The sequence below is a fragment of the Flavobacterium sp. GW823-FHT06G12 genome, from assembly GCF_058794775.1.
Map to the genome: position 1 here is coordinate 759,753 of NZ_JBXAHE010000002.1, position 18,086 is coordinate 777,838.

Annotated in this window: 18 protein-coding genes; 5 read left to right on the forward strand and 13 right to left on the reverse strand. The window is 32.3% G+C overall.

Annotated elements, in window-relative coordinates; genetic code table 11:
* Nucleotides 1-17 precede the first annotated feature (17 nt).
* Nucleotides 18-1,355, forward strand: coding sequence for a DUF5689 domain-containing protein (locus tag AC1Q5Z_RS10220; protein ID WP_492444644.1), 1,338 nt, complete (start codon nt 18-20; stop codon nt 1,353-1,355).
* A 137-nt stretch (nt 1,356-1,492) separates the two neighbouring features.
* Nucleotides 1,493-2,350, forward strand: coding sequence for a hypothetical protein (locus AC1Q5Z_RS10225; RefSeq protein ID WP_343589604.1), 858 nt, complete (start codon nt 1,493-1,495; stop codon nt 2,348-2,350).
* A 216-nt stretch (nt 2,351-2,566) separates the two neighbouring features.
* On the opposite strand, the gene AC1Q5Z_RS10230 is transcribed toward AC1Q5Z_RS10225, so the two are convergent.
* Together AC1Q5Z_RS10230 and AC1Q5Z_RS10235 are read right to left on the reverse strand one after the other, a co-directional pair.
* The gene (locus tag AC1Q5Z_RS10230; RefSeq protein WP_492444646.1) at nt 2,567-3,712 is read right to left on the reverse strand and encodes an SGNH/GDSL hydrolase family protein; all 1,146 of its coding nucleotides are present in this window, start codon (nt 3,710-3,712) and stop codon (nt 2,567-2,569) included.
* Between the two features lie 48 nt (nt 3,713-3,760).
* The gene (locus AC1Q5Z_RS10235; protein WP_343589600.1) at nt 3,761-4,852 is read right to left on the reverse strand and encodes an acyltransferase family protein; all 1,092 of its coding nucleotides are present in this window, start codon (nt 4,850-4,852) and stop codon (nt 3,761-3,763) included.
* Between the two features lie 141 nt (nt 4,853-4,993).
* On the opposite strand from AC1Q5Z_RS10235, the gene hflX reads away from it, so the two are divergent.
* Entirely contained in the window at nt 4,994-6,226 is a 1,233-nt protein-coding gene (hflX, locus tag AC1Q5Z_RS10240; RefSeq protein WP_492444648.1) for a GTPase HflX, read from the forward strand.
* A 141-nt stretch (nt 6,227-6,367) separates the two neighbouring features.
* Here the strand turns inward: hflX and AC1Q5Z_RS10245 are convergent, their stop codons facing one another.
* The 6 genes from AC1Q5Z_RS10245 to AC1Q5Z_RS10270 all read right to left on the reverse strand — a co-directional run bounded on the left by AC1Q5Z_RS10245 (nt 6,368) and on the right by AC1Q5Z_RS10270 (nt 10,479).
* A complete protein-coding gene (locus AC1Q5Z_RS10245) occupies nt 6,368-7,318 on the reverse strand; it encodes a DUF3078 domain-containing protein (RefSeq protein ID WP_433765106.1) in 951 nt (316 codons plus the stop codon).
* Nucleotides 7,319-7,395: 77 nt separating this feature from the next.
* Entirely contained in the window at nt 7,396-7,905 is a 510-nt protein-coding gene (locus AC1Q5Z_RS10250) for a DUF2480 family protein (protein ID WP_492444651.1), read from the reverse strand.
* An 82-nt stretch (nt 7,906-7,987) separates the two neighbouring features.
* Entirely contained in the window at nt 7,988-8,311 is a 324-nt protein-coding gene (locus AC1Q5Z_RS10255; protein WP_012023258.1) for an SUF system Fe-S cluster assembly protein, read from the reverse strand.
* An 87-nt stretch (nt 8,312-8,398) separates the two neighbouring features.
* On the reverse strand, nt 8,399-8,824 hold the full coding sequence (locus AC1Q5Z_RS10260) for a SufE family protein (RefSeq protein WP_492444653.1): 426 nt from the start codon (nt 8,822-8,824) through the stop codon (nt 8,399-8,401).
* 2 nt (nt 8,825-8,826) lie between these two features.
* Complete coding sequence (locus tag AC1Q5Z_RS10265) at nt 8,827-9,252, reverse strand: hypothetical protein (protein ID WP_492444654.1); 426 nt, start codon at nt 9,250-9,252, stop codon at nt 8,827-8,829.
* A 12-nt stretch (nt 9,253-9,264) separates the two neighbouring features.
* Nucleotides 9,265-10,479: an aminotransferase class V-fold PLP-dependent enzyme gene (locus AC1Q5Z_RS10270; protein WP_492444656.1), complete on the reverse strand. Its 1,215-nt coding sequence runs from the start codon at nt 10,477-10,479 to the stop codon at nt 9,265-9,267.
* Between the two features lie 219 nt (nt 10,480-10,698).
* On the opposite strand from AC1Q5Z_RS10270, the gene AC1Q5Z_RS10275 reads away from it, so the two are divergent.
* Entirely contained in the window at nt 10,699-12,048 is a 1,350-nt protein-coding gene (locus tag AC1Q5Z_RS10275) for a serine hydrolase domain-containing protein (RefSeq protein ID WP_492444658.1), read from the forward strand.
* 290 nt (nt 12,049-12,338) lie between these two features.
* Here the strand turns inward: AC1Q5Z_RS10275 and sufD are convergent, their stop codons facing one another.
* From sufD to AC1Q5Z_RS10300, 5 genes are all read right to left on the reverse strand, one after another.
* Nucleotides 12,339-13,655 (reverse strand): Fe-S cluster assembly protein SufD, encoded by a 1,317-nt coding sequence (gene sufD / locus AC1Q5Z_RS10280; RefSeq protein WP_111368792.1) that lies wholly within the window; start codon nt 13,653-13,655, stop codon nt 12,339-12,341.
* Between the two features lie 66 nt (nt 13,656-13,721).
* Nucleotides 13,722-14,468, reverse strand: a complete 747-nt coding sequence (gene sufC / locus AC1Q5Z_RS10285) for a Fe-S cluster assembly ATPase SufC (protein WP_008466070.1) — start codon at nt 14,466-14,468, stop codon at nt 13,722-13,724.
* A gap of 11 nt (nt 14,469-14,479) precedes the next feature.
* Nucleotides 14,480-14,968, reverse strand: a complete 489-nt coding sequence (locus AC1Q5Z_RS10290) for a flavodoxin family protein (RefSeq protein WP_198854912.1) — start codon at nt 14,966-14,968, stop codon at nt 14,480-14,482.
* Between the two features lie 7 nt (nt 14,969-14,975).
* Nucleotides 14,976-16,424, reverse strand: a complete 1,449-nt coding sequence (gene sufB, locus AC1Q5Z_RS10295; protein ID WP_198854911.1) for a Fe-S cluster assembly protein SufB — start codon at nt 16,422-16,424, stop codon at nt 14,976-14,978.
* Between the two features lie 83 nt (nt 16,425-16,507).
* Nucleotides 16,508-16,837, reverse strand: coding sequence for a HesB/IscA family protein (locus AC1Q5Z_RS10300; protein ID WP_026727150.1), 330 nt, complete (start codon nt 16,835-16,837; stop codon nt 16,508-16,510).
* A gap of 321 nt (nt 16,838-17,158) precedes the next feature.
* On the opposite strand from AC1Q5Z_RS10300, the gene AC1Q5Z_RS10305 reads away from it, so the two are divergent.
* Complete coding sequence (locus AC1Q5Z_RS10305; protein ID WP_198854910.1) at nt 17,159-18,079, forward strand: DUF8428 domain-containing protein; 921 nt, start codon at nt 17,159-17,161, stop codon at nt 18,077-18,079.
* The last annotated feature ends 7 nt before the right edge of the window (nt 18,080-18,086 follow it).

Sequence of the window (18,086 nt, forward strand, 5' to 3'; positions counted from 1 at the left end):
TGAAAAATTTATTTCTCATGAAAAAATTAATTCTATTTTTTGGCTTATGCTTACTATATAGCTGCAGTAACGAAGTTGAAAATCCAAAATTGGCATGTACACAGCCCAACCTTACTGTAAGCAAAACAGTAGAAAAAATATACGAGCTTACAGGAACAACTGCCAAACAATATTTATATGATGATATAATAGAAGCTTATGTGGTTTCGAGCGATGAAGGAGGTAATTTTTTCAAAACGATTTCATTGCAAACAATAGAAACCGAAAATACAGCAGCTCTTGGTTTTAGTGTTCCAGTAGATGCTACAAATACTTATATTGACTATCGTATTGGTAATAAAGTATATGTAAAACTTAAAAATCAATTTACAGATTTGTATTATGGAGGTTTAAGAATCGGAAGTTTATATGTAAGTAACGCAGGAGACCCAACAATTGGAAGAATTTCTCAAAACGAATATAAAAATGTACTAAATGCTTCATGTGCAAATTTAGAAGAGGATCAATTGGTAAAATCGCTTACTATTGAAGAAGCACTTTCAGATTCTAAATTAAATACTCTGATCGAATTAAACGATGTTGAGTTTACAGAGGCAGCATTGGGGCGTCATTATTTTGAAGAGTCTAATAATGTCGGAGGCTCTACCAATTGGTATTTGAGAGATAAAACAGGAAATCAAGTTATTTTTAGAACAAGTTCTTATGCAAAATTTGCCGATCATTTTGTGCCCGAAGGAAATGGAAAAGCACGAGGGATTATGACAAAATTTGGGTCAGATTATCAATTTATGGTACGTTCTGAAAGTGACGTTGTGATGAACGGAAAAAGAAGCACTCCGTTTTTTTCAGAAGATTTTCAATCGGTTAAAAACAATGTAAATTTTACGCTTCCCGGCTGGAGCAATATTGTAGAAAAAGCTTCAAAACTTTGGAAAAGCATGGTCTATTCTGGAAATGGTTATGCAGAGTTTAATACTACAAGCACAACCGCAGCCGAGAATGTGGCTTGGCTTGTTTCGCCAAAAATAGATCTTACAGGATATAAAAATGCAGTGCTTTCGTTTAGAAGCGCGCAACACGATTTGAAAGTAGATTCGCCTTTAAATACTTTAGAAATATATATATCAACCAATTTTGACGGTGCAAGCCTGGCCAAAGCAAGATGGGTAAAACTTGAAGCAAAAGTACCTACGCTCTCAACACCTTCCCGTGAGTTTATGAGTTCTGGCGGAATAGATTTATCTGCTTATTCAGGAAATATAAATATTGCTTTTAAATATATCGGTTCTGGGAAAGACAAAACATTAAATGGGGCTTTTATGGTTGATGACATAAAGATATTTGGAGAGAAGTAAGAACTAATTTAGAATAATGAAATTAATAGATTGATTTTTAAAGCATTATTGAAAAGTTTGTAGTTTTTGTATTTCAAAACGTTAAAATCTAATTGAATTTTGTATTTTGGTCATCCCAAATCAATACAAAAACAAATATGAGAACCTACTTTATTGCCATCTTATGGATGGTATTTCCTTTCTTGATGCACAGTCAAGACAACGTTAGACTAAAGCAGATTAACATTGTAAAAACAAATTACCAAAACTCTAAAGACGGTGAAATTGTTAACAAAACAATGGTTTTTAAAGAAGGTAAACTTCAAACCATAACTACTTCAGATGTTGTACAGCATTTTTTTTATAACAAAAATGGTTTGCTAGATATGACTGTAAAAGATAAAGTGGGAAGCGACTGGAAAGAGGTAATAAACTATACTTACGACGCTGACAACAACATTACCAAATTTGTAAAAAAATATCAAGAAGGACCAAACTATATTACAAAAGTAGTTTCGTTTGTATATGAAGGAGCAAGAATAAAAGCAACAACAAAAAAGAGTACTAATCATCAGAATTTAGTAGACGATATTGAATACCTTGTTGAAAACGGAATTATTGTAAGACGCACTTCCCGTGATAGAAATAAGGCAATCATTGGAAAATTGGAATATGTTTATGTAAACGACAATGTGTCAAGACACAAAGGATTGGTTGGAGACAAAATTTCAAAATCATATACTTACGATGATAAAAAGTCGGTTGATCAGTTAATCGTTCAAAACCTTTTTGGAGATAATTACAAAGTAATTGTACCAATGATTTCTTATCATGAAGAAGAATTTGAGTTTGAATCGATTTCTTATAATAACGAAATGAATTTCAGTCCATCATCTGCAGCATTAGTTGCGGTGAGCAGAAAATACAAATACAATAAATTAAACTACCCAATTTCTTGTTCTCAAATAGAAGAAAACGGAATTGTGAAAACGGAAAAAACGTTTATTTACGAATAAAAGTTTTAAAAATAGACCATTTATTGATTAAGTGGAACCTTGTTGAGTTTATCTTGACGGGTTCCATTTTTTTTGGAAATTTATTTTCCATTAGAACATTTGTATGCAAATGTAAAAACAGAAAAAAGCTTTCATTTATGAATAATTATTTAGGTTAGATGCTTTATGAAAAAGCAGAATATATCGGGTTCTACTTTTTACTTATGTAAGTTATATTTAAAATAGAAATATGCAATCTTTCTTTATTTGATCATACATTGCTTCATAACCCTTCACAGTTGGATGAATAGCATCTGGCTGTACATAACCGTCTCGCCATTGATTAACATTTTCTTGTTTTGTTAGCGCTTTGTGAAAATCAATGTATTTTTCTCCTGAAGTAATAACCCAGTTATTAATTTTGCCTACAGTTGAGTTGTATTCAAAACCTGGTCGAGGAGTAACAGTAACAAGAATGGGTATTTGGTTATTCTTTTTTAAATAAGTTATGGCTTGTGACATATATTCTACATAGTCATTAATACTTTTGTAGTTATTAGTTCCCATACAAAGAATTACATATTTAGATTTAAACCATGTGCTTTCTAATTTTAATCGGTTAAGCCATTCTTTTGAAACACTTTCTCCACCTTTTCCATCAATAAAGCAGTTATCTGTGCCTATTTCATTAGCGAATCTCACACACCAACGGCTATTTAGGCTCGAGCCAAATGTATTTAAATCAATTCCTTCAATAAAAGAATCTCCATAAATACTTACCTTAGGCTCTCTATTATAATCAGAGGATATAGTAGATTTATGAATTCTAATACTTCCTGAATGAAGTTCAAAAAACGGTTTTCCTCTCATTACATTTTGGAAAACATCAGCATCAATTGCATAATATTTTTCAAATGAAATTGATCCACCTTTTAAGAAAAAAGTTAATCCATTAAGTGTTTTAATAAATCCTATAGTATATGCTGTATTTTTTTTTAAAGAATGTGGTAAATCAATTTTTTCATTCAATTCTGTAGAATTGAGATTAAAATTACTTTTATAAACTTCAATTTTATCATTTACTAATTTAATAAAACCTAATGATTTTCCTGTTGATATTACAACAGACTCATCATCTAAAATTTCAAATTCGGTAAAAAATGATATATCAAGCATGTATAAGTCTTGATCGAAAACTAATATAGACTTATTTGTTCCATTGTTGTTTAAATCTGTACTTTTAAAATCAGAAGTTTGATCATTATATAAAAATTTAATGTAATTATTATTATTAATTTCACCAGAATTTAAATTTTCATCCGTACAAGAGTAAAATGAATTTATAATAATGGTGAATAGTAAATATTTAAATAAGATTTTCATAAGATTCCATTATCTTTTAAAATTTACAGTAAAATAAAAAAATATCCCTTAAGATCTACTTCCAGTAAGAATACTTGTGATTTTAGGAAAGTAGCGTTGGAGTAAGTAAAATATGATTAAAGCAGAAAATATCGTCAAGATTGGCACTACAAAATATCCTGTGATGCCGCTTAATGCTGTTAGTGGTTCATTTAATTTTATAAATATGGTTTTCCAACTATTTAGTAAAAATAATTCATGAACAGCAAACACAAAAAAACTTGCTTTTGAAAGAAATGGATTAAGTCTAATTTTTTGGTTTTCATATAAATAAGAAACTATTTTTAGAGTGACTATAATTCCAGATATTATATAAAAAGGAGTTATATATTTCCAATACCCATTTCCTTTTAGGTATAAAAATAGAAACAATGAAATCACGCAAATCATTTCGCAAATAGATTTAATTTTTCTAGCCTCTTCTATCATGTTTAGGTTATTTATGCTAAGAAATGCGCCTAAAGAGAAATAAAATAAAGATGGTCCAAAAATCATAAAAATAGGATTTATGGATAAGATATAGAACAATATATAAATTAAGAGAAAAACAAAAATTATATAATAATTCATTTTTTTTATCAAAAAATATAAAATAGGGGATCCAATAGATAAAATGATTAAATCTCTAATAAACCACATAGGTTGAAGGTATGGAGTAAAACCTGTATGGATAATATAACCTCTAATATAGAAGAAAAGACTGTTGTTTTTTTCGATTATTGTTTCATTAGGAATATTATAATTTAAATAAATAATACCAGCTAAGGCTATAGTATTCCATAATAGGTATGGAATTACAAGGGTTTTAATTCTGCTTTTTATTTTATCTAAGTATACAGATTTATTCCACATATTTAATTTGTAAAAGAAAAAATATCCAGAGATCATAAAAAACAAAGGAACAGCGACGCAAGGTATAAATATTGAGAAAATAGAAGAAATAATAACACCGATATCTTCAGTCGAAAGATTGGCATAATTAATATCTGCTAAGGGAACAGCTTCAGGAGCAAAATATTTAGTGTGAATAAATACAACCCCTACAATAAGAGGGAATCTTAACCAATCTACAGTTTTAGACTGTAGTTCTTGTATGTTCATAATGTTTTTCTACAAAAATAATAAAAAAGAAAAAGTAGGCAAATGCTACTTAATATTGTATTTAAACAATCAATTATATGTAAAATTAATTCTATATGTTAGTATCTAACAAATCATTAAATTTGCAACTTATTCGAGACTATGTTAGAAAAAGAAGTTATAAACTTTGAGCGAACAGTAATCGTTGGGATTGTTACTCAAAGTCAAAGTGAAGAAAAACTAAATGAATATTTAGACGAATTGGAGTTTCTGACTTTTACTGCTGGAGGTGAAGTTATTAAACGCTTTTCGCAGAAAATGGAGCGCCCTAATCCGAAGACTTTTGTGGGAACGGGAAAAATTGATGAAATCAATCTTTTTGTGGTTGAAAATAAAATATCGACTGTAATTTTTGATGATGAATTAACGCCATCTCAGCAAAAAAATATTTCAAGAATTATTGATTGTAAAATCCTAGACAGAACGAATTTGATTCTGGATATTTTTGCGCAAAGAGCAGAAACTTCATACGCAAGAACTCAGGTAGAATTGGCGCAATGCCAATATTTATTGCCAAGACTTTCTGGTTTATGGACACACCTTGAGCGTCAAAAAGGAGGTATCGGTATGCGTGGACCTGGAGAAACAGAGATCGAAACAGATAGACGTATCGTACGCGACAGAATTTCATTATTGAAAGAGAAAATCAAAACGATTGATAAACAAATGGGAATTCAGCGAAGCAACCGTGGCGCAATGGTTCGTGTCGCTTTGGTTGGATATACCAATGTTGGAAAGTCAACTTTGATGAATGCAATTGGTAAAAGTGATGTTTTTGTTGAGAACAAATTGTTTGCAACCTTAGATACAACGGTTAGAAAAGTGGTTATTAAAAACCTTCCTTTTTTGCTTTCGGATACTGTTGGGTTTATTAGAAAATTGCCGACACAATTGGTAGATTCTTTTAAAAGTACTCTAGATGAGGTTCGTGAGGCAGATTTACTTTTACATGTTGTAGATATTTCGCATCCAGATTTTGAGGATCATATCGAATCGGTAAACAAGATTTTACAGGAAATAAAAAGTAACGATAAACCAACTATAATGGTTTTTAATAAAATCGATACTTATAAACATCTTACTATCGATGAAGATGATTTGATTACCGAAAGAACTCGTAAACATTATACGCTTGGAGAATGGAAACAGACTTGGATGAGTAATGTTGGTGAGGACAAAGCACTATTTATTTCTGCAAGAAACAAAGAAAACTTTGAAGAGTTTAGAGAAAGAGTTTATGAAGCGGTTCGCCAGATTCATATTACGCGCTTTCCGTATAATAATTTCTTGTATCCTGATTATAAGGATGCAGTTGAAAAAGAAGATGAAGAATAAAATAGAAACGGCTTTTGAGAGATCAAAAGCCGTTTTTTTTTGCCACAGATTAAAGGATTATTTAGATTAAAAAATCTTTTTAAATCTTTTAATCTGTGGCACTAATAATTTTTAATTACCGAAATCTAGTGCGATGAATAATTAAAATCCAAAATTAATTCCTAAACCAAATACTTCTCTGGTTTGAAAACCTCTAAAAGCATTATCATCGTAGATTGTCTGGAAAGAAAAATTTGCTGACAGAAATTTATTTACTTTCATGACAATGTTTAAGGAATAATTAATATCGACATTTTGCGGGTCTTCTAAATAATTTGAATATAAATTCAGAGTATTTTCGGCAGTAACATTAGTCATAATAGCCAGTTTGTAATATACAGAAGCATAGAATCCGAGCTCGTAACGCATGCTTTTGTTGGCATCGACACCAAAATAATATCCGTCAGGAAAAGGTAAACCTGTCGCAGGATCAATGGCCGTGGTGTAAGCTTTGTCTACAAAGGTGAATTTTGAAGTTAGCGGAGCGAAATTTATTTTAAGATTTTCATCCTTAGACCAATAAATACCTGGACCAGTTGTTAGATAACCTGGAGACATGAATTTAGTGTTTTCGGTTCTAATTTCCTTTCCGTTTTCGTCTTGACCGTAGATATAACCTGTTGTAAATTGCGTTCTAAAGTTTAGGAAATAAGAGTAATACCATTCTCCAAATGCTCTTTTTCCGACGATTGAATTGAATTCTAAACGGTCATCTGTTTTCTTTTCAAAATCAGCGTTTTTAGTTTGAAGTAAACCGTAATAGGCGAGAACTTTGTTATCCCAGGTTAAATCGTCTTTCTTGTAGTTGAAATCATAATTGATTCCGAGTGTTCCTGAGAAACTGTCTTCACCTCCAGCAATCCAGTTGTTAAAACTAGATTGGTTTAATAAAAGAGATACCGTTCCTTTTGCTTTCCAGCCTTCTTCTTCAATTGTATCATTGATTTTTTTTACGGCTTTTTCGGTATTTTGTGCTAGTTCTTTTTCTGTATTTTGGGCTTGTACAAATGTAAGATTTGCTAAAACGAAGAGTAATAATAGTATCTTTCTCATGGTTTTTAGTTTAGAGTGTATTATCAAATATACTAAAAACCAATGAAAAGTTAAGGGATACTAGGTGTTATTGAAGGTTATTTCTTAGATTCTTTGTATAATGGCACTGCAGAACATGCTTCGCCATACATAATGCTTCGGGCAAAAGGCTGAAGATTATTTGTTGCTAAAATATAAGCGCGCATTGGAACTGGTTTTCTAGAACAGCCTTTTACAATGACAGGTTTGCCTTTGTAGGCAGAATAGTCAATTGTACTTAAAATTTCTTCGTAAAGACTTGCATCTAGATCTTCAATAGTTCCGTTAACGACTTTTTTTGCAAAAGGAGCCAAATGAACACTCACCAAAATTAATGCCCAAGCAGGAATTATGGCATCTGTACTACAATGTACAGCCACATATTGATCTTGATATTGTGACCAATCGTGATTTTTAAGATGTTCTCTAAAGTCTTTTTCTTTCAATAAAAATCCTTCCAAAAGCCATTGCGAAATGTCAATCTGCACACGTATTCCTTTTGGATAATAATCTTCAAGATCAAAAACCTCTAAAGCACTATTGGCAACTTTATTGATAATTTCTTCCATTTTTTAGTCTGAAGGTCGAAAGTCGAAAGTCATAAAGTCTTTTTACTTTGAACTTTATGACTTTCAACTTTATGACTATTTTTTAAAGCATTCCTAATTCTAATTTTGCTTCTTCGCTCATTAAATCTTTGCTCCAAGGCGGATCGAAAGTAATTTCAACGTCTACATCTTTGATGTTTTCTATTGTTTTTACTTTTTCTTCTACTTCTCTTGGTAAGCTTTCTGCAACTGGGCAATTTGGTGAAGTAAGTGTCATCAGGATTTTTACTTCGTAATCTGTGTTTACCATTACGTCGTAAATTAATCCTAATTCATAAATATCTACAGGAATCTCTGGATCGTATATTCCTTTTAAAACTCTTACGATTGATTCTCCTAATTCGTTTGTGTCTATTTCTTGTTCCATTTTGTTATTTGTTTTTTTGCCACGAATTTCACAAATTTCCCGAATTAAAAATTAGTGTTTATTCGTGTAATTTGTGGCAGAAGAAATTTAATTTTTGTTTTTAGCATCAAAAGCCAAAGCGTACATTTTGATGTTTTTTATCATCGAAACCAATCCATTGGCACGTGTTGCGGATAAATGTTCTTTTAAGCCGATTTCGTCTATAAAATCAGTATCAGCCTCTAAGATATCTTTTGCTTTTTGATTAGAGAAAGCACGAATTAAAATTGCAATTATTCCTTTAGTCAAAATAGCATCACTATCTGCCGTAAAAACAATTTTATCATCTTGCTGTTCACCTTGCAACCAAACTTTAGACTGACAGCCTTTGATTAAATTATCTTCCGTTTTGTATTCTTCTTTAATTAACGGAAGACTTTTTCCTAGTTCGATGATATACTCATAACGCTGCATCCAGTCGTCGAACATTGAAAATTCGTCTATTATTTCGTTTTGTATTTCTTTTATTGTCATAATTATTCTTTAGAAAAATCAACTAATAAATTTACTAGTTTTTCGATTTCTTTCGGTGGAAAACCATTGTCAAAACCTGGTGTTTCGTATGTTTTTCCTTCTTTAGTTATTTTTAAATTTCCTATTGCAGCGCCATCATAAGTGCGTTTGTCTGTCGGTGCTTTTAAGGTAGAAAGATTATCTAAATTAACTTTTGAATATGCTGAAACAATTTCGTTCCATTTCGCATCATTAATCTTGCTTTTAACAGCTTCAGCATTACGTTCCTTAACAACAGAAACCGATTTGTTTTCTACAGTTATTACTTTATAATAACCTCTAGAAAGCGCAGAGTATTCAATTTGAGTCGATTTCATATCGGCTTTTTTTTGACTGCAGCATCCCGTAGCAATAAAAAGTGTCAGGAGCAATAATGATACTATTCGCATATAATTTGTTTTTTAGCTTAACATAGTTTGTGCTTTCTTAACAGCATCAACCATGGCATCAATTTCTTCTTTTGTATTATAAAATGAGAAAGAAGCACGAATTGTTCCCGGAATACAGAAGAAGTTCATAATTGGTTGAGCACAGTGATGTCCTGTTCTAACTGCAATTCCTAACTTATCTATAATAGAACCAATATCATACGGATGAATTCCATCAATATTAAACGAAACTACAGAAGCTTTGTTTTTGGTGTTTCCGTAAATTCGGATACCTTCAATTTCATTAAGACGTTTTGTAGCGTGTTCTAAAAGTTCGTGTTCGTATGCCTCAATATTTTCGAAGCCAATGTTGTTCAAATAATCAATTGCAGTTCCTAATACAATTCCGCCAGCGATATTTGGAGTTCCAGCTTCAAATTTATGCGGTAAATCTGCGTAAGTTGTTTTCTCGAAAGTAACTTCTTTGATCATTTCTCCGCCGCCTTGGTAAGGAGGAAGTTTATTCAGCCAAGCTTCTTTTCCGAAAAGAATTCCAGTTCCGGTTGGACCGCACATTTTATGACCAGAAAAAGCATAAAAATCGCAGTCTAATTCCTGAACATCTGGTTTTAAATGCGGAACAGCCTGTGCGCCATCAATTAAAACCGCAGCTCCAACTGAATGTGCCTTATCGATGATATATTTAATTGGGTTAATGATTCCCAATGCATTTGAAATATGATTTACGGTAACAATTTTCGTTTTATCCGAAAGTAATTTATCAAATTCCTCAATAATTAATTCTCCGTTATCATTGATTGGAATAACTCTTAAAATTGCTCCAGTTTTTTCGCATAACATTTGCCAAGGCACAATGTTACTATGGTGTTCCAAAGAAGAAACAACCACTTCGTCACCAGGTTTTAAAATCGAAGCAAATCCATTTGCAACTAAATTAATTCCGTGAGTTGTTCCCGAAGTAAAAAGCACTTCGTGCGCATGTTTAGCATTGATGTGATCTTTTACTTTTCCACGAGAAATCTCGTAAGCATCAGTTGCTAACTGGCTTAAAGTGTGAACGCCACGGTGAATGTTCGCGTTGATTTCTTGATAATATTTTACTTCTGCATCAATTACAACTTGTGGTTTTTGCGAAGTAGCTCCGTTGTCGAAATATACTAATGGCTTTCCGTTTACAATTTGAGAAAGTATTGGGAAATCAGCTCTTATTTTTTGAATATCTAGCATGTCTTATTTAGAAAAAATCTATTTACAAAAGTACTAAAACTAAATTTGTTTATACAGAAATTCTATAATTTCCTTTTATGATGCCATTGTTTGAAGCTGTAAATGCTGATTCTGTAAAAATCAATTAGGTTTTCTGAATTATCTGAAATGGTTTTCTAATTTGACACTTAAAATCGTGAACATAAATTATTTATATTGCAGTAAAAATATCTAATCATTATGAAAAAAATTCTCAAAGTATTCCTTCTTGTATTAGTTCTGGCTTTTTTGTATTTCGGTTTCACAACGTATCCGAAACTTGATCTGATTTCTGGTTTCTCGGCTAAAAGTGTTGCATCAGGGCATTTTATTGATAATCGTCCGTTGGATTTAATTGAGAAAACGGATAATGATATTAAAATGATTGATCTGGCGAAAAATGCAATTGATGATGCTGGGAAATTTGCGGTCGCTTCTGTTTATGGATTAAAAGAAAGAAAAGCGATTTATCGTGAAGGTTTAGGAGCAACTTTGATTAATGATAATTTTGATATTTCGAAGCCTTATTTGCTTCCAAAAAGAACAAAACTAGAAAACAATCTTCCTTTCCCTTACGGAAATAATGAACCAAAAGATACCGCTTTCGCGAATGTGGATTACGCAAAATTGAAAAAAGCAATTGATGATTCTTTTGATAAAAATGGAGGAAAAGCAAAACGCACGCGCGCCGTTGTCGTTTTATATAAAGACAAATTAATCGGCGAAAAATACGATACAGGTTTCAATAAAAACAGCAAAATTTTAGGATGGTCAATGACAAAAAGTATTACGAGTTCAGCTTTTGGAGTTTTGGCGAAACAAGGAAAAATTGATATTTATAAACCTGCTCCAGTTAAAGAATGGCAGAACGATGAGCGTAAAAATATTACGATCAATGATTTGCTTCACATGAATTCTGGTCTAGAATGGGAAGAGAATTACAGTACAATTTGCGATGCTACAAAAATGCTTTTTCAGGCTGAAGATATGGGAAAAGTTCAAATGGACAAACCAGCAAAATATAAACCAAATACTCATTGGTATTATTCTTCTGGAACAACCAATTTATTATCTCGAATTTTAAGAAGCCAATTTAAATCACAACAGGAATATCTTGATTTTTGGTACAGCGCAGTAATCGACAAAATTGGAATGAACTCTATGATTGTTGAACAAGATATGTCGGGAACTTTCGTAGGTTCGTCTTACGGATGGGCAACACCAAGAGACTGGTCAAAATTTGGATTGTTATATCTTCATAAAGGAAACTGGAACGGAGAACAAATTTTAGACGAAAGTTGGGTAAAATACACATCAACTCCAACGAATACTTCTGAAGGGAAATACGGAGCACAATTTTGGCTAAATGCTGGAGGGAAATTCCCAGATGTTCCTCGTGATATGTTTTATTGCAGTGGTTACCAAGGTCAAATGGTGGCGATTATTCCGTCTTTGGATATGGTGATTGTGAGAATGGGAGTAAGAGAAGAAGAGCCTGGATTTGATTTTAACGGGTTTTTGAAGGAGGTTATTTCTTCTGTGAAAAAGTAATTTAGGGCAGTTATGAAAGTAAAATTAAATGAAGAACTTAGATTTTTGTATTATTTAGTTAGTACAATAATTTTTATTGGGAGTCTTGGGTTTTTAATAGATAGTATATGGATTAATGAAATTACTGCTATTGTTTTTTGCAGTATTTTTTCATTGTTTGTATTCTTTTTTAAGAGAAGATTTAAAAAAGTAGAAGAATAAAATTGTTTTAAAAGCGCAAAGTTCGCAAAGTTTTATAATAAACCTTTGCGAACTTTGCGTAACCTTTGTGCCTTTGCGGTAAAACCTGACTACAAATCAAATCCTAAATTCACACCTAATTTCGTAGCAATGATTTTAGTAATTCTTTGTTTTAATTCTGGTATTTTAATGCTTTCGATAACAGCATTTGAGAATGCGTACATCAATAAAGCTTTAGCTTCTTTTTTCGGGATTCCACGAGACTGCATGTAGAACATTGCTGTTTCATCAAGCTGTCCAACAGTACAGCCGTGAGAACATTTTACGTCATCAGCAAAAATCTCTAATTGAGGTTTTGCGTTGATAGTCGCTTTATCACTCAATAAAATATTATTGCTTTTTTGGAAAGCATTTGTTTTTTGAGCTTCTTTTTCTACCAAGACTTTTCCGTTGAATACTCCTGTTGAGCGATCAGAGAAAATTCCTTTATAATCTTGGAAACTTTCGCAATTTGGTTGTGCGTGGTTTACCAAAGTATAATGGTCAACGTGTTGTTTGTCGTTTAAGATTGAAATTCCGTTTAACGTACTTGTCAATCTTTCACCAAAGTGGTAAAAGTTCAAGTTGTTACGAGTTAAATTTCCACCAAAAGAGAAAGTGTGCACATAAGCATGACTTTCTTGTTGTTGTGAAACGTAAGTGTTGTCAATTAAATTGGCTTCACTATTATCGTTTTGAATTTTGTAATAATCAACAATCGCACGTTTTTGAGCAAAAATCTCAGTAACAGAGTTTGTTAAAACTGGATTTTCATTCAAACTTTGGTGACGCTCGATAATTTGAACATGTGAATTTTCACCCACAATAACCAAATTTCTAGGCTGAACCATTAAAGCCGCTTCATTTCCAGTTGAGAAATACATAATCTCAATTGGTTTGTCAGCCACTTTTTTCTTCGGAATATTGATAAAAGCACCTTCAATTGCAAAAGCAGTATTCAATGAAGTCAAGCTATCATCTTTACTTGCGATTTGGTTGAAGTACGTATCAATAACCATTTTATATTTTGGTTTGGTCAATGCTGATGACATCAAGCAAACATCGATTCCGTCATGCGTTGTAGAAGACAAATGCGAACTGAAAACGCCATCGATAAATACTAATTTGTACGTATCGATTTCGTGTAAAAAGTATTTTTTTACTTGGTTAAATTCGATTGCATTTTCCTGCTTTGGAAAAACCGTAAAGTCATTTTTTAAGATGGCATTTAGCGATGTATATTTCCAAGCTTCTTCTTTTTTGGTTGGGAAACCTTTATTTTCGAAGTTTTTTAAAGCATTTGTGCGTATGTCATGTAAATCTGAATGTACATCGACACGCTCTTCAAAAGCCATAAAAGACGATACTAATTTTTCTTTTAAATCCATTTTCTTAGTTGTAAGTTATGAGTTATGAGTTATGAGTTTTTGCAAACTGCAAACTGTAACTGTAAACTAGTTTTCTGCCTTGATCCAATCGTAACCCTTTTCCTCTAGCTCATATGCTAGCTCTTTTCCACCAGATTTTACGATTCTTCCGTTGTAAAGAACGTGAACGAAATCAGGAACGATATAGTCTAATAAACGTTGGTAGTGTGTAATCACGATAATAGCGTTTTTGTCGCTTTTTAATTTGTTTACACCATTTGCAACGATTCTTAAAGCATCGATATCAAGACCAGAATCTGTTTCGTCAAGGATTGCTAATTTTGGCTCAAGCATTGCCATTTGGAAAATTTCGTTTCTTTTTTTCTCTCCTCCAGAAAAACCTTCATTAAGAGAACGAGAAAGAAATTTACGGTCGATTTCTAACAATTCAGATTTCTCACGAATTACTTTCAGCATTTCGTTTGCTGGCATTTCTTCCTGACCGTTTGCTTTACGAGTTTCGTTGATAGCAGTTTTCATGAAGTTAGTAACGCTAACTCCAGGAATTTCTACTGGATATTGAAATGAAAGGAAAACACCTTTATGTGCTCTTTCTTCAGGAGCTAAATCAGCAAGATCTTCTCCGTCAAGAATAACCTCTCCATCTGTAACTTCATAATTTTCATTTCCTGCAATAACAGCAGAAAGTGTACTTTTTCCAGAACCGTTTGGTCCCATGATAGCGTGAACTTCTCCAGCTTTAACTTCTATATTAATTCCTTTAAGAATTTCTTTATCACCAATCGCGGCGTGAAGGTTTTTTATTGATAACATTGTTTTTTATTTTATATAAATGTCAATTCTATTTTTGTTTGTTGGTTTAGGGTGTCGGCATTAAAATGCGTGTGTCCTAAATATTCCATGCCTAAATAATCGGCTGATTTTTGAAACGGAATATAAAAACTTTCGTCAGTTTCATCATCGTGAGAATTTGATATCACTCCGATTTTTTTTCCTCTCAGTTTTCTTCCGGTTTCTTTTTCAATTCGGATTAAATCTGAAATCCTGTCGAAAAAGACCTTCATAATTCCGCTCATATTATACCAATAAATGGGCGTTGCAAAAATTAAAGTATCGTACTTTTCGATAATTCCTCTTATCAGAGGTAAAAAATCATCGCCTAAATTTTTGCTTTCGTAATCATAATGGGAAATATTATAATCACTTAAATTAACTACATCAATGTTGTGTTCTTTCGAAAGTTTATCTACAATTTTTGCTGTATTTCCGTTTTTTCTAGAAGAACCTAAAATGATGACTTTTTTATTTTGCATCTTCCAATTAACCTACAGATCCTTCTAAAGAAATCTCTAATAATTTTTGAGCTTCAACAGCAAATTCCATTGGCAGTTTGTTCAAGACATCTTTACTGAAACCGTTTACAATTAAGGCAATCGCTTTTTCGGTTGGAATACCTCTTTGGTTGCAATAGAAAACCTGATCTTCTCCAATTTTACTTGTAGTTGCTTCGTGCTCAATTTTTGCAGATGGATTTTTACTTTCGATATAAGGGAAAGTATGTGCACCGCAATTGTTACCCATTAACAACGAGTCACATTGAGAAAAGTTTCTTGCATTCTCAGCTCTTGGAGAGATTTGCACCAAACCACGGTAGCTATTTTGTGATTTTCCAGCCGAGATACCTTTAGAAATAATAGTCGATTTAGTATTTTTTCCTAAATGAATCATTTTAGTTCCAGTATCAGCTTGTTGGAAATTATTTGTTACAGCAATCGAATAAAATTCTCCTACCGAATTATCTCCTTTTAATACACAAGAAGGATATTTCCAGGTTACAGCAGAACCCGTTTCAACCTGCGTCCAAGAAATTTTAGCGTTTGTTTCGCATAAACCTCTTTTGGTTACGAAGTTGTAAACTCCACCTTTTCCTTCTTTATTTCCAGGGAACCAGTTTTGAACTGTAGAATATTTAATTTCAGCATCATCCAAAGCGATTAATTCAACCACAGCAGCGTGTAATTGGTTTTCGTCACGGCTTGGAGCTGTACATCCTTCAAGGTAAGAAACGTAGCTTCCTTCATCAGCAATAACTAGAGTTCTTTCGAATTGTCCAGTTCCTGCTTGATTGATTCTGAAATACGTTGAAAGTTCCATTGGACATTTTACGCCTTTCGGAATATAACAGAAACTTCCGTCAGAGAAAACAGCTGAGTTTAACGCTGCGTAGAAGTTGTCTTTTTGAGGTACAACAGTTCCTAAATATTTTTTTACTAATTCAGGATGTTCTTTAATTGCTTCAGAAATTGGACAGAAAATAATCCCTTTTTCTGCTAAAGTTTTCTTGAAAGTTGTAGCTACAGAAACAGAATCGACAACAATATCCATAGCGACATTGTTCATCATTTTTTGCTCGTCAACAGAAATTCCAAGTTTTTTGTACATCTCTAATAATTCCGGATCAACATCGTCCAAAGTTTTATTAGGATCTACTTGTTTTGGAGCTGAATAATAAGAAATCGCCTGAAAATCTGGTTTTTCGTAATGTACGTTTGCCCATTCTGGTTCGATCATTTCTTTCCAAGCGCGGAAAGCTTCGATACGCCATTCGGTCATCCATTCAGGTTCTTCTTTTTTAAGCGAAATAGCTCTCACGATTTCTTCGTTTAAGCCAATAGGGAAAGTTTCAGATTCTATATTAGTATAAAATCCGTACTCATATTCTTTAGTTTCCAGTTCGATTTTTAAATCGTCTTCGGTGTATTTGCTCATTATATTTTTAATGTTGTCTTAAAGTTTTTAAAGTCTATAAGTCATTTGGAAGTCTTTACGACTTTATGACTTTCGGCTTTTGACTAAAGAGAAAATGATTCTCCGCATCCGCAAGTTCTGCTCGCGTTAGGATTATTGAAAACAAATCCTTTTCCGTTTAATCCGCCAGAAAATTCTAAAATTGTTCCAGCTAAATAAAGGAATGATTTTTTTTCAACAGCAATTTGTATGTCGTTGTCAACGAATATTTTATCGTCATCTCCTTTGGTTTTGTCAAATTTTAAATCGTAAGACAAACCAGAGCATCCACCACTTTTTACGCCTACTCTTACGTAGTCGTGCGCGGCGTCAAAACCATCATCAGTCATCAAATCGATGATTTTCTTTTTGGCAGTATCAGAAACTTTTATCATTGTTCTTAGATGTTTGTTTTTAATGAACATTTTTTGGTCTGTAATGAATTTAGTACAGATTTAAAACGCTAATTTTCAATGTTAAATAGAAATTATCTGCAAAGATACGACTTAAAAACCTTTTTCCATAACGGTTCACATTATTATAACAAATGTGAAAATAGATAATACTTATTTTGATAAAATAGGAATCAAAATTAGAAAAGAATAATTGTTTTTCAATCGAGCTGCAAATATCGCTCCTAAATGTTAAAAAACAAGTATTTCTACTGATTATAGTCGTTTTTTATTCAATATTTTTGCAGAAAATTAGGAGTAATTATGAAAAAACAAAATGAAATAAAGTGGTTTAAACCTTTGTTTGCTATGATTTTTGTTTTAGGAGTAGGTGCTGTGGTTTTGGTTTTTAGCAGTGAACCTGAAAAGAATGATAGTGGAGCTAAAGAAGAAAGTATTGCCAATATAATCTCTTCTGGAAGCAAAGAAACAGATGTGCAGAAGAATATTTTAGATTCTTTAAATACATTAAAAATGGCTTATGATGAGGCTATTTTAGAAAAAACAGCTTTGTCTAAAGAATTAGAATTAGAGCGTAAGAATGTTGAAAATTTGATGGCGATTATTAAAGCTTCAAATAATCCTTCGACTGAGCAGATTAGAATTTATCGAAATCAGCTTTCAGATCTAAACACTTCCTTAGAAAACAGGGTTCAGGAAATTAAAAAATTAAAATCTCAGAATAAAAGTTTGCTGACAGAGATTGAAAGCCAAAATGTTGTCATGTATAAGCAAAAAGCAGAAAATGACACTTTGATTTCAAAACAAAAAACATTAGAATCGACTTTAAAAGATGCTTCAAAATTGTATTTAAGTAATTTTAAAGTTGTTGCACTTCGCGAAAAAAGCTCTGGAGCCGAATTGGAAACAACCAAGGCAAAGAATACAAAAAAGCTTAAGGCTAGTTTCACACTTAACGGAAATGCAGTAGCAAAGCCAGGAAAGAGAGTTTTTTATGTTCAGGTTTTAGATCAGAAAAATACGGTTATGGGCGATAATAAGCTGATTGAATTTGGAAATGATAAAGCACTTGTTTACAGTTTTATTGTTAGCACAGACTTTCAAGGAAAATCTCTGAATGCTTATGGAATTCTAAATGCAGACCAATTTAAGAAAGGAACTTATTTTGTGAATTATTTTGATAAGCAAGAAATAATGGGAAGCACTTCGATTACATTAGAATAATCTGAAG

Excerpts from the sequence above, each read along its gene's own strand:
- AC1Q5Z_RS10220 (WP_492444644.1), top strand. The coding sequence starts at position 18 with ATGAAAAAATTAATTCTATTTTTTGGCTTATGCTTACTATATAGCTGC.
- AC1Q5Z_RS10225 (WP_343589604.1), top strand. The coding sequence starts at position 1,493 with ATGAGAACCTACTTTATTGCCATCTTATGGATGGTATTTCCTTTCTTG.
- AC1Q5Z_RS10230 (WP_492444646.1), bottom strand. The coding sequence starts at position 3,712 with ATGAAAATCTTATTTAAATATTTACTATTCACCATTATTATAAATTCA.
- AC1Q5Z_RS10235 (WP_343589600.1), bottom strand. The coding sequence starts at position 4,852 with ATGAACATACAAGAACTACAGTCTAAAACTGTAGATTGGTTAAGATTC.
- hflX (WP_492444648.1), top strand. The coding sequence starts at position 4,994 with ATGTTAGAAAAAGAAGTTATAAACTTTGAGCGAACAGTAATCGTTGGG.
- AC1Q5Z_RS10245 (WP_433765106.1), bottom strand. The coding sequence starts at position 7,318 with ATGAGAAAGATACTATTATTACTCTTCGTTTTAGCAAATCTTACATTT.
- AC1Q5Z_RS10250 (WP_492444651.1), bottom strand. The coding sequence starts at position 7,905 with ATGGAAGAAATTATCAATAAAGTTGCCAATAGTGCTTTAGAGGTTTTT.
- AC1Q5Z_RS10255 (WP_012023258.1), bottom strand. The coding sequence starts at position 8,311 with ATGGAACAAGAAATAGACACAAACGAATTAGGAGAATCAATCGTAAGA.
- AC1Q5Z_RS10260 (WP_492444653.1), bottom strand. The coding sequence starts at position 8,824 with ATGACAATAAAAGAAATACAAAACGAAATAATAGACGAATTTTCAATG.
- AC1Q5Z_RS10265 (WP_492444654.1), bottom strand. The coding sequence starts at position 9,252 with ATGCGAATAGTATCATTATTGCTCCTGACACTTTTTATTGCTACGGGA.
- AC1Q5Z_RS10270 (WP_492444656.1), bottom strand. The coding sequence starts at position 10,479 with ATGCTAGATATTCAAAAAATAAGAGCTGATTTCCCAATACTTTCTCAA.
- AC1Q5Z_RS10275 (WP_492444658.1), top strand. The coding sequence starts at position 10,699 with ATGAAAAAAATTCTCAAAGTATTCCTTCTTGTATTAGTTCTGGCTTTT.
- sufD (WP_111368792.1), bottom strand. The coding sequence starts at position 13,655 with ATGGATTTAAAAGAAAAATTAGTATCGTCTTTTATGGCTTTTGAAGAG.
- sufC (WP_008466070.1), bottom strand. The coding sequence starts at position 14,468 with ATGTTATCAATAAAAAACCTTCACGCCGCGATTGGTGATAAAGAAATT.
- AC1Q5Z_RS10290 (WP_198854912.1), bottom strand. The coding sequence starts at position 14,968 with ATGCAAAATAAAAAAGTCATCATTTTAGGTTCTTCTAGAAAAAACGGA.
- sufB (WP_198854911.1), bottom strand. The coding sequence starts at position 16,424 with ATGAGCAAATACACCGAAGACGATTTAAAAATCGAACTGGAAACTAAA.
- AC1Q5Z_RS10300 (WP_026727150.1), bottom strand. The coding sequence starts at position 16,837 with ATGATAAAAGTTTCTGATACTGCCAAAAAGAAAATCATCGATTTGATG.
- AC1Q5Z_RS10305 (WP_198854910.1), top strand. The coding sequence starts at position 17,159 with ATGAAAAAACAAAATGAAATAAAGTGGTTTAAACCTTTGTTTGCTATG.